The sequence below is a fragment of the Metabacillus bambusae genome, assembly GCF_017497975.1.
In the GTDB taxonomy this organism is placed as follows: Bacteria; Bacillota; Bacilli; order Bacillales; family Bacillaceae; genus Metabacillus; species Metabacillus bambusae.
Map to the genome: position 1 here is coordinate 18515 of NZ_JAGDEL010000019.1, position 11800 is coordinate 30314.

Consider the following 11800-nt stretch of genomic DNA (forward strand, 5'->3'; position numbering starts at 1 on the left):
TTCGGTTCAATCACCCACTTCAAACATTGAAAGTAACATAGTGTAGATTATCTAAAACTAGTAATTTTATGAAACGCTTGTTTTGGAAGCTGATTGTCATCAAATAATAACGGCCAATTTTTTCTGCCTCTTACAGGGAAGTTGTCTAACCATGTATAATCATCTGCAACACCCCAGAAGGTAACGCAACTGATAACGTCCCTATATTCACGTAACAAAGCAAACAACTGCTCATAGCGTTCCTCTTGTAACGCAACCATTTCAGTCATTGGATCTTTTAGATCTGTTCTTCTGTCGGTAGTATCAAATACCGAAACATCTAGTTCAGTAAGCTGAATTTGCAAGCCAAGAGATGCATATTTTTCAATCGCAGCACGAATGTTATCTAACGTTGGACTGGTTAAATTCCAATGTGCCTGCATGCCTATTCCATGTAGTGGAACATCTTTTTCGAGTAAAGATTTTACTAATTTATAAATTTTGTCACGTTTTTGTGGGTGACTCTCATTATAATCGTTATAAAAAAGCAATGCCTTTGGATCAGCCTCATGGGCAAACCGAAATGACTTTTCTATAAAATCTTCTCCTACGATATCCAAATAGGTTGATTTTCTTAAAAAGAAATTCTCACTATCATCAATTACCTCATTCACAACATCCCAACTATGGATACGGCCTTTATAACGACCTACAACGGTTGAAATATGCGTTTGCATTCGGTCTAATAGCAATTCTCTTTTTGCAACAGAACCATCTGGTGTGGTAAACATCCAATCTGGAGTTTGATTATGCCATACCAATGTATGACCACGCATCTTCATTTTATGTTCTTCGGCAAAAGCTACAAATTGATCTGCCTTTTCAAACGTAAATTTATTTTCCTCAGGCTGGAGATTTTCAGGTTTCATATCATTCTCAGCTGTTATACTGTTAAAATGTTTGGTTAAAAGTTGTTTTGAGTTTTCAATTGTACGTTGATTGATAGCGGCACCAATTGAAAAGAAATCACTATATACGTCTGAAAAAGATGGAATATTCAACTTAGATTGTAGTTGACTCATATCTTTCCCTCCCTATGGCTAATAGATTTTATAAATATAAGTTACAAAGACCAACTTTTTCCTTGATTAAGCCTAAACGATTTGTTATTTATCATTTTTTATATAAGGCTATTTTGACTTTCTTCTTATCTAGAAAAAGAGGTTGCCCTTTCATCTAGAAAAGGCAACCTGCGAATGGTTAATCCATAATTGACCAATATGCAGGTTTAACTTTGTAATCTGGATCAAAAACAAATGGAGCATCTTTACCGACTCCGTTATTGTACTGCTGTGCACGACCGTCTAACCATGTATGGTTATCAGCAATGCCCCAGAATGTGACATTACTAATCTTATTATCTAATTTCTCATATAAAGCAAATAAAGCATCATAACGTTCAGCCTGTGCTTGGAGCTTCTCTTCTGGAATGGTTTCATAAGTCTCATAAGCAGGTCTTGGCGGCCAACCATAAAGACTAACATCAAGCTCAGTAATTTGATTATCTAATCCAAGACTGGCAAACAAATTAATCGAATCTTCAATCTCTTGAATAGACGGCCAGCCAATTTGAATATGAGACTGATGCCCAACACCATCGATCGGAACCCCCTGCTCCAGTAAATCTTTCACTAGATTATATAAGTAAGTTCTCTTCGGCTCTACTTCTGTATTGTAATCATTGATATAAAGCTTTGCGTCTTTTCCGGCGTATTTTCTAGCTGTTTCAAATGCAACCTTAATATAGTCAGTGCCAGTAACTTGGTACCATGGTGATTCACGTAAACCTTTTTCATTCTGTGGGGAATCATCGATTACTTCGTTCACAACATCCCATGAGTCTACATCATCTTTATACCGTTTAACGATTGTTTTTACATGGGTTTCTAAGCGCTTTAATAAAAGCCTTTTATTTTTCTCGCGTTTTTTTGGGTCTGTCTCATCTACCATTGGATTTCCTTCCTTATCAAGGAAAAACCATTGTGGTACTTGGCTATGCCAGACAAGAGTATGAAAACGTAAGTCCATATCATTCTCTTTAGCAAACTTCACGATTTTATCAGCCTCTTCAAAGTTAAATTTGCCTTCTTCTGGCTGTATATTAATAGGCTTCATAACATTCTCTGCAACGATGCTATTATAATGGTGCTTTAGTATTTTGGCGGTCTTTCCTTCTAATTGATAAGGCTCGACGGCAGCACCGATTGTGAAAGAATCTTCATATCTTTCATCAATTGGATCTACATTTAAAGCATCTAATGGTTTATCTAAAGCAGATACACTATTTGTACCTAGAGGTAATAATAAGGCTATTGCTAATCCAGAGAAAATTTGTTTTCGTAAAATTTTTTTCATGTCCTGACTCCTTTACATTTTTTAAAGATTTTTAACATTAAATTAAATAAAAATGGGCTTATTTGATTAATTATCCATGTAGTCCTTAACTTGAGATTGAAATAATATCCCTACTTCGTTTACTCATGCAATAAACAAAGTTTTCAATAGTTAATATTGATATTTTTCAAAATTCCATTTTAATTTCCTTCTCTAAAAATAGTATCTTCTATCCTGAAATAATCAAAATCTACGAATCCACCAGTTGTTTTTGTTGCATAGTTAAATAAAGCAAAACGATAGCCCATGAAATGGTCTAATTTATAGCGCATTTGTAGGTTATTCCCTATTAGATTCCAATTAACATGATCAAGACTATAATAGAAAAATGCCTTGTCAATCTGATTCCTGAAATCAAAATCAATCTTAAAATAAACTCTTTCCTGGTTAATAGGAATAGATTCAATAATCTCTGCTGAGCCCAAGCTTCCATTTACCATAACAATGGATTTAGAATCGCCGGACATTTTTACACCAACAAACCCGTAATTTTTCTGAAATGCAGCAAAACCTGAAATATCTCCATCCTTCATGTTTGTGACTTCCATTGCCGTATGACCCGAGCATTCTGGTCCGAATGTTCTTTGAGTGAGCGTATTTCTAGCATCCTCCAAGTTTGTACAAATCTTTCCGTTTCTCAGCCTTAAATAACCAGGTCGTTCGATCAATGACCAATGTTCATTGTCCGGATTATGATTCCATTGCCAAACTAATCCAACAGTACCAGTGTCGGAATGAAATTCATCGGAATTCACAATGAGACTACTGGACGGTTTATCAGTCATTGGAAGAGGCATACGTTTCGGAAGCTTACCTTGCTCGCCAAAAACTGGCCACCCGTCTTCCCATGTAACTTGAATAAGACACGGAGTACGACCAACGGATTCGTTATCGCAAAACAACATGCTGTACCAAGCACCGTTAACCGTATCAATAATTCCTCCCTGTGCAATACCTTTAGGATCTGCCACAGCAATTCTTCCTTCATATTCACCATCGATTCGATTTGCACGGTGCACGAGATGAACCCGGTTACCATTCTTTGGCCATGTTATCGTGAATACATAATAGTAGCCATTCATTTTTTGGATGTGTGAGCCTTCAGCGAGAAGACCAATGTCCTTCTTTGCACTTGCAACTAGACTAGCATTTAGAATAATTACTTTGTTTAGTCCACCCCCTTTAATTGCTGTTGCATCTTCAGTAAGCTCAATAACTTTTATATCACCATTGCCATAAGTCAAATACACCCGTCCATCATCATCAAATAGTAGAGACATGTCATGATAATACTCATTTAGAGTAAAGCGTTCCCAAGGACCCTTTTCAATATTTGCCGTTTGAAAGATATATGTTTTTCCAGTAGCTAAAGAGCCCACCACTACGTAAAAAATGTCCTGATGATAACGAAGACAGCTTGCCCATGAACCTTTCCCATACTCATTCTTACCGTTACTTAGCATCTGTTCGTCATTTTCAGCAAGAATGTCATAAACATAATGAACGATTTCCCAATGCAAAAGATTGCTTGATTTCATGATTGGTACCCCAGGGTTCATGTGCATAGTTGTACTAGTCATGTAATACGTATCACCTACTCTAATAACATCAGGATCTGGTACATCTGACCATATTATCGGATTTTCAAAAGTGCTTTGATCCTGCTTAGTAAATAATTTTGAATTTACATTTTCACTCATTGTTTTGAATTTCCTCTCAATCTTTTTTTAGGATTTAATTCTTCTCGCATACATGAATCTTTTATAGAAAAGAGTGAATTATTTAACTGCACCTAAAGTCATACCCTTAACAAAGTATTTTTGTAGAAACGGGTACACACAAATAATTGGAAGACTCGCAACGATGGTCATAGTAGCCTGAATCGACTTAGGTGTAACAGCTTGGACAGCATGTTCACCATTTGCTTGGGCGGTATTCCAATCACCATTTGAAGTTGCAGTATTCTGAAGAATTTTCATTAACTCGTATTGCAATGTCGTTAAATTCTCATTGCTTGAGTTATACAAAAACACGTCAAACCATTGGTTCCATTGTCCTACAGCAACAAATAGTGCTACGGTTGCTAATACCGGTAAGGACAGAGGCAACACAATTTGAAAGAAAACCCTAAAGTCCCCAGCCCCGTCAATCCGCGCTTGTTCAAAAAGACTTTTTGGAAGGCCTTCTATAAATGAACGCATGATTATAAGATTGAATGCACTTATTAATCCCGGAATGATATAAACCCAAAATGTTCCGATTAACTGTAAATCTCTCATTAAAAGGAAGGTTGGAATTAACCCGCCATTAAAATACATAGTCATAATAAAAATAATTGTTACCGACTTTTTAAGAACAAATTTTTCTTGAGCAATCGCATATGCCACCATTGCAGTACATAATAGTCCAATTCCTGTACCAACAACTGTTCTTGCTACCGATACAAAAATTGCTTGAATGATTGATGCTTGAGTAAATACATATTCGTAGTTTCTCCAAGTAAATTCTCTTGGCCATAAATGGATTCCACCTTTTACAGAATCTGTTGCAGCATTAAAAGAAAGGGCTACTTGGTTTAGAAAAGGGTATAGCATGATGACACTAAGTAAAATCATAAAAATAATGGTACAAGTATCAAAAACTACATCTTCTCTCGTTCTCATCAAGCTCTTGCTTTTTTTACCTCTTAACATTCTATACCCCTCCTAATATAAACCGCCTTGGCCCATTTTTTTCGAGAATGAATTTGCCGCAATCAAGAATATTAGGCTAATAACAGTTTTAAACACTCCTGCTGCCGTGGCCAATGAGAAATTAAACATAGAAATACCATAGTTGATGACAAATACATCTATATTTTCTGAGAACTCTACGTTCTGTCCATTCCCTAATAAATATTGCGGTTCAAACCCAGCCTCAATAATGTACCCAATATTCATAATTAAAAGGATCACAATTACTTGCTTCATTCCAGGAAGTGTAATATAGCGAATTCTTTGTAAACGAGATGCTCCATCAATTTTGGCTGCTTCATATTGTTCTTGATCAATCATCGAAATGGCCGCTAAATAAATAATGGTATTCCACCCTACATTTTTCCAAACTTCTGAAGCACCTAAAATCCCCCAGAAATACTCTCCGATTCCAAGCCAAAGAATTTCCTCGTCAATAATATGAAGCCCCATCAATATTTCATTAATGACTCCATCAATAGACAATACAGATGAAACAAGTGCAGCTGCTACAACCCAAGAAAGAAAGTGTGGCAAATAGCTAATCGTTTGAACGACTCTTTTAAATTTAAGATTTTTTAATTCATTGATTAATAGAGCTAAACCAATCGCGGTTACAAATCCTAAAACTAAATTAATGATACTTTGAGCCAAAGTATTTCTCAGAACTCCTAAGAAACGAGCATCTGTGAATAAAAAGGTGAAATGTTTAAAACCTACCCATTCTTGTTCTGAAAAAGGACGAGCCGGCTTAAAATCCTGAAATGCCATTGTCCATCCCCAAACAGGGAAATATTTAAAGATAAAGACCCAAATCACAAAAGGCATTGTCATCAATAATAATGCTTTTTGGCTACGACATTTTTTTAGGAACGCTTTCACTCCCTTCGCCTCATTTGGTAGCACTGTTGGAGATGAAAGTGCTTTTTCTTTTGTTTGTGCTTGCATTTTTGTCCCTCCTATCCTATTTAATAAGTAAGCTCTAAAAATTCATTCCATTCGTCGCAAAATTAACGTAAATAGAAAGAAGGCTGAACTTCCTTTTATAACTCATTCAGCCTTCTTATTAAGTTCTTTACTACTTCATAAGTGAGGATTCTTTTTTAACTGATTCCTCCATTACTTCTTCATAGGCTTTATATGGAAGCTTTTCAAAATCTTTCTTAAATTTGTTCCACTCGGAATCAAAATCTGATGGATTCGAAAGTATAATATCTGGATATGAACGTTTGATTAAATCACGAGACTGTTGATCATATAACTGTGCCTCAGATCCTGTCTCGATCGTTGCATCCCAGAAAGGAAACCATGGTGCTGGTTCTGGCTCAGTGAATAAATCAGTAAACGTTTCAATGTTATATGCTTCTAAGAACTCTTTATCCACTTCATCATAAGCAAGCTGGGCAACTTCAGGCTGTACATTTGGATCAACAGAGTTACCGTCATCAAATGTACCACTCATAATTGGCCAGTACCAACCAAGTGCAGAAAACCCAAATTCATCTCTAAACTCTTCTTTATTAGCTAAATCAATTTGTTCTTGTGTTCGAACAAAACGCCCTTCTTCATTTACATTATATGTTTCTCCCTCTATACCCCAAGTAATTAATTTTTGGGAATCAATTTTAGCCATATGATCTAAAAATTTAATAATTCTAATTTGATCTTCTTCAGGAGTACCTGTTGTTAATCCCATCCCTGGAGAGGTTACAAACGATTCCGGATTCAAGTATTGGTCTTTGATTCCTTCCTCAAATACAATAGGGAATCCCATAAAATCATTATACGGATCATCATCTTGTTCAAGAGTATCTAACGCTGTACCAGACTCCCATCGAGGTCCAAACCATCCTACAACACGTCCTGAGGATATTTTAGCTAAATACTCATCATAGTTTTGTGTAAAAGATTCCTTATCAAGTAGGCCCTTTTCGTTTATTTCATTTAATTTTCCTAACCATTTCTTTGTAATATCCTTATTATGGTAAATGGATACATCTAGTGTTTCATTATCAACAATGATTCCTTCCTGTTCACCTGATAGAAATGCTGGAGGATCAAATAGTTGTCCTACATGCCAATCATATTGTAATAATGTATATGGAATCGTTTTTGCACCGTTTGTCGTTGGGTGGGCTTCTGCATATTTTTCAATAATATCGAAATATTCATCTATCGTTTTAGGATGTGGATAACCTTGCTCTTTTAGTGCTTCACGTTTTATAAAAAATGCACTCTGTCCTATATTTGGTGGCTTTATATATCCATTAGATACACCAGATGGTAGAATATAAATGTTTCCATCCTCTAGTTTCATTTTTTCCCAAATTGGGTCATACAATTTTCTTAAATTTGGAGCATGCTCTTCTATAAGATCATTCAGTGGTACAAATCCACCTGCATCAACCACATCGGCTGTGGCATTTTGTGCATTAAGCAATTCCGGATATTCACCACTAGCGATCATTGTCCCGATCTTCTGGTTACTGTCCCCTACAATATGCTCAATATCAAAGTTAACACCTGTTGCCTCTTCGAACATTTTTCCAATTTTGGTATCACCCGTATTGACATCTTTTCCTGTAGAAGATGCATTAAAGAATGTGTAAGTAAATACTTCCCCGTTTTCATTAGAGTTACTTTCTTTTCCACTCTTTTCTGCATTCGTACATGCTGAAGTGACGAGCAACATGACCATTAGTGCAAAAGCTAGAATTGTAGATTTCCTTTTTAACAATTTAACTCCCCCTTTGTTAAAGTTAAGTAATAGCTAAGCAACACTGATACCACAATATTGTAAGCACTTTCATTATAACTTTCAGGCTTATCTTTAGTGACCATACAAAGTATAGTTTTTACTTTGTAAACTTTAGTACCTTATGGAAAAACGAAAACACCAGAATCAAAAATACATGTAAAAGATATAGATTATTGGGTGGATATAAAGAAAAAGCAACTTGTTGAGCACTTAATCTATCATGATTTGCTACCAAAAAAAACGAAACCAACACACATCGATCATACGATCGACATGTATTGGCAGCAAAGTTTATTTATTATCTACTTAATAGGGCTATTTTTGAAATGGTAAAACGATTCTAACAGTCGTTCCTTCTCCCTCAACACTTTTCACTTTAAAATCAAAATGATTTGAATAATGCAGCTTTAAACGATAGTAAACATTTTTTATTCCCACATGTTCTCCAATGTTTTCAACCTGTTCTATTGATCGCATTAACTGTTCAAATTCCTCTTTTTCCATCCCCTGCCCATTATCTGTTATCTGACATATTAAAGTATCACCATCACGTTTTATCGATATGTTGATCATTCCGTTTCCTTTTATCGGTTCAATTCCATGTATACTTGCATTTTCTACAAATGGAATAAGAGACATATTCGGAATAATGCACTTCTTAGCTTCTGGATCAACGTCAATATGGTATTGCATTTTATCATCAAATCGATAATGCTGTATTTCTAAAAAGCATTTTATTAAATAAATTTCTTCGTCTACACTGACCCAATCTTTTCCCCAAATGAATGATTTCCTAAGCATTTTCGCCATATTTTGAATGATTTTTGCCGTTTCTTCTTCTTTCTTTAAAATACTTCTCATCCGAATGGTTTCCAATACATTAAATAGGAAATGTGGGTTAATCTGACTTTGTAAGGCACTTAATTGTGCTTGTTTACGTTGCAATTCTAAATCCTTTTTTTGAATATCTGCTTTATATACTTCATTGATGAGCCTCTTAATTTTAGATGCCATCCTATTAAATGCTTGTGTAAGCTCACCAATTTCATCCTGGTAGTTCACACCCTTGATCAGTTCAAAGTTTTGATCTTCAACTTTCCTCATATGCTTTAAAATACGTAATATACGTACATGAAGAGAGCTTGTAATATAAACAATAAAAAGAGATGGAAAGACTAAATTGATAAGAGCGAAATAGAGAATAAAATTTCGAGAACCCTGAACCTCTTCAAGTAATACCTTCTCTTGAGCAACACCCACTACCTTCCAATTATTTAAATAAGGAACATTAAAGGGTACTTCAAAAACTAACATATCCTTTGAAAATGTAATAGAATCATACTGAATATTTCCTTCTGACCAATTTACCTTTGGATTTGTTGAATATTCAATTGTTTCTTTCTCATCTAACAAATAAATATCACCCGGAAACGTCACATTATGAAAAATACGGTCCATTATTCCAAAATCAAATTGTAATTCTAATATTTTCTGTGTTGAATCTTTCGTGGTGAAATAGTCCATTTCCCTTATTAAACTAAATGTATCTAGTTTTCCTGATTCTCCAATTCTACGAGTCAAAACTGGATATGAGCTTCTTATTGACTCTGAATCCTTATACCAATGAGACTCTTTAACAATGGTATCAATTTTATTGACACCCCCTGCATAAATAACCGTATCATTATTTGTGTATAAATTTAGAGAACGAACAGTCGAAAAAAGTGGCACTTCTTTATAAATTCTACTGTAATAATTATAATAAGCATGGATAAAATCGATGCTTGATTCATACTTGGTTTCTAAAAAATTGTACAACTCATATTCCGTATATAACTTAGATGAAATTTCGACTGCATCATCTATCGCTGTTCGGAAATCATTCGATATTTGTTTTAAGGAAAGGGATATATCATTCATCTTTTGTGCTCTTACATTGTTGGAAGTAATTTCATAAAATGCAATATGCGTTAATGTAATTGGAATGAAAACTGAAACAATATAAATGATTAATAGCTTATTTCTTAATCCTATATTATTAAAATTGAATAGATTCATTTTATCTCCATCTCAAAATCTTCCTTTATAGTTTTTTTCGATATTGAGTTGGGGTCATACCAGTCGTTTTCTCAAATTGAGTGACAAAGTAATCAGGATTTGAAAAGCCCACACTTTCTGCTACCTGATAGATACGCAAATCGGTCTGCCTTAATTGTTTTTTCGCTTCATTTATTCGGACTTGTAGAATATATTCTTTAAAATACATGCCATATGTTTTTTTAAATAACTGCCCCATGTAAACTGGGTTCATATAAAATGTATTCGCTATATGCTTCAATGTAAGATCATTTTTATAGTGTGTATCAACATATTTTTTGATCCTTCGTATGTTTCCTGAACCACACTCCTTGTTCAGTCGGTTTAACAGTCCTGCTGCCTCTAATAAAAAGTCTAGAAACATGTTCTTAATCTCAACCAAAGTACTAGGCTGGTTGTCCCAATTTAACATGCTCTGTAGTGTAGTTAAATTTTTTTCATCTCCATCCATCGACTGTAAGGTTTTCACAACTTCATGAACAACCCGATTTATAGATGTCCTTACTGCATCTTTTGCGAAAGCCTCCTCTTGAAACTGTTCAAACATCATGACAACGTCTTTTCTAATCTCAGAGATTAGATTTTCTTCGATATGTTCCATTAACGATTGGTATTGTGTTTGATCAAGCTCAATGTAATTAACAGACCTATTTTTTGTTTTACCATATACGATCGGTTTTTCGGATGCTTCCACATACTTAAATTGCAGAGCTTTTATTGCCGTTTCATATGATTCCTTAATATCAATTGCATCATCTACAATCCTTCCGACGTAGATGGTGACATCTGTTTGTAAATGTATCGTTAGCTGAGCCTTTACTATTTCTGAAAAATGAAAAATCCCCCCGCTAAATGGTTGAATTTCTTCATTATTGACTAGTAGGCCTATTCGGTTACTTCCGTGTTCACGAAACAAAGTAGTAGAATTTACAGCCTCACCATGAATGGTTCTACTAATAATTTCACGAATCTTTATCGTATTTACAGCCACATTATTTATCTCTATGATGATATAGGCAAATCCAATTGTTTGATCAATATTCAGTTTTTTCACACAATCAAGGCGGAGATCTTCTTCAAGTTCAATTGTTAATAAATCATTGAACGCAGTCTCTGCAACTATATTTTCTCTGTTTCTGTTTAACTGTAATTCTTTCGTATACTTATCTGCTACCTTTCTAAGTGTCTCTTCAATTTCCTCTTTATCTACTGGTTTTAAGATAAAGTCGTGTACACCATACTTAACAGCTCTTTGGGCATAGTTAAAATCACTATACCCACTAATAATAATGAAATTTGGGTTTGTCTTTTTAAGTTCAACTGTATGTTTTATTAATTCCAGACCATCTAAGACAGGCATCTTAATGTCTGTAATGACTAAATCTGGATGAAACTTCTGAATATACTCCAAAGCATCTTCCCCATTATCTGCTTCTGCACAAACTTCAAAACCACAGCCTTCCCAATCAATAAGATTCATCAATCCTTTACGAACATATCGATCATCATCTACTAAGAATACTTTGAAAGCCACCGTAATCATTCCTCCATTCAAAAAGGCACTAGATCAATCAGTACCCCGCATTATAGCGCTTTCATTTTTTCTCGTTACCATTTTAGCCCTACTAGAGTCACATAGAGGTCTCATTGATTAAGTTTGTTTATTCTATAAACTAACTATATATTAAATATTCTATATTTACAAACTCTTCGGGTGAACTAAATTGAGAAAATCACGACAGGAAAAATCCTTCACCTGTTGTTAAATCAAGTTCATATC

8 protein-coding genes are annotated in these 11800 nt (G+C 34.8%); all 8 read right to left on the bottom strand.

Going from position 1 to position 11800, the window contains the following annotated elements; translation table 11 throughout:
- Window positions 1-47 precede the first annotated feature (47 nt).
- Window positions 48-1061, bottom strand: coding sequence for an endo-1,4-beta-xylanase (locus I7822_RS20595; protein WP_207980951.1), 1014 nt, complete (start codon window positions 1059-1061; stop codon window positions 48-50).
- Between the two features lie 178 nt (window positions 1062-1239).
- On the bottom strand, window positions 1240-2394 hold the full coding sequence (locus I7822_RS20600) for an endo-1,4-beta-xylanase (protein ID WP_207980952.1): 1155 nt from the start codon (window positions 2392-2394) through the stop codon (window positions 1240-1242).
- A 179-nt stretch (window positions 2395-2573) separates the two neighbouring features.
- The gene (locus I7822_RS20605; protein ID WP_207980953.1) at window positions 2574-4133 is read right to left on the bottom strand and encodes a glycoside hydrolase family 43 protein; all 1560 of its coding nucleotides are present in this window, start codon (window positions 4131-4133) and stop codon (window positions 2574-2576) included.
- Between the two features lie 78 nt (window positions 4134-4211).
- Window positions 4212-5126: a carbohydrate ABC transporter permease gene (locus I7822_RS20610; RefSeq protein ID WP_207980954.1), complete on the bottom strand. Its 915-nt coding sequence runs from the start codon at window positions 5124-5126 to the stop codon at window positions 4212-4214.
- Window positions 5127-5138: 12 nt separating this feature from the next.
- Window positions 5139-6113 (bottom strand): ABC transporter permease, encoded by a 975-nt coding sequence (locus I7822_RS20615; protein WP_207980955.1) that lies wholly within the window; start codon window positions 6111-6113, stop codon window positions 5139-5141.
- 130 nt (window positions 6114-6243) lie between these two features.
- Entirely contained in the window at window positions 6244-7902 is a 1659-nt protein-coding gene (locus I7822_RS20620) for an extracellular solute-binding protein (protein ID WP_243459588.1), read from the bottom strand.
- A gap of 336 nt (window positions 7903-8238) precedes the next feature.
- The gene (locus tag I7822_RS20625; protein WP_207980956.1) at window positions 8239-9981 is read right to left on the bottom strand and encodes a sensor histidine kinase; all 1743 of its coding nucleotides are present in this window, start codon (window positions 9979-9981) and stop codon (window positions 8239-8241) included.
- Between the two features lie 25 nt (window positions 9982-10006).
- Window positions 10007-11554 (bottom strand): response regulator transcription factor, encoded by a 1548-nt coding sequence (locus tag I7822_RS20630; protein WP_207980957.1) that lies wholly within the window; start codon window positions 11552-11554, stop codon window positions 10007-10009.
- Between the last annotated feature and the right edge of the window lie 246 nt (window positions 11555-11800).

Bases quoted from the DNA above. Each gene is read 5' to 3' on its own strand.
- I7822_RS20595 (WP_207980951.1), bottom strand. From the start codon at position 1,061: ATGAGTCAACTACAATCTAAGTTGAATATTCCATCTTTTTCAGACGTA.
- I7822_RS20600 (WP_207980952.1), bottom strand. From the start codon at position 2,394: ATGAAAAAAATTTTACGAAAACAAATTTTCTCTGGATTAGCAATAGCC.
- I7822_RS20605 (WP_207980953.1), bottom strand. From the start codon at position 4,133: ATGAGTGAAAATGTAAATTCAAAATTATTTACTAAGCAGGATCAAAGC.
- I7822_RS20610 (WP_207980954.1), bottom strand. From the start codon at position 5,126: ATGTTAAGAGGTAAAAAAAGCAAGAGCTTGATGAGAACGAGAGAAGAT.
- I7822_RS20615 (WP_207980955.1), bottom strand. From the start codon at position 6,113: ATGCAAGCACAAACAAAAGAAAAAGCACTTTCATCTCCAACAGTGCTA.
- I7822_RS20625 (WP_207980956.1), bottom strand. From the start codon at position 9,981: ATGAATCTATTCAATTTTAATAATATAGGATTAAGAAATAAGCTATTA.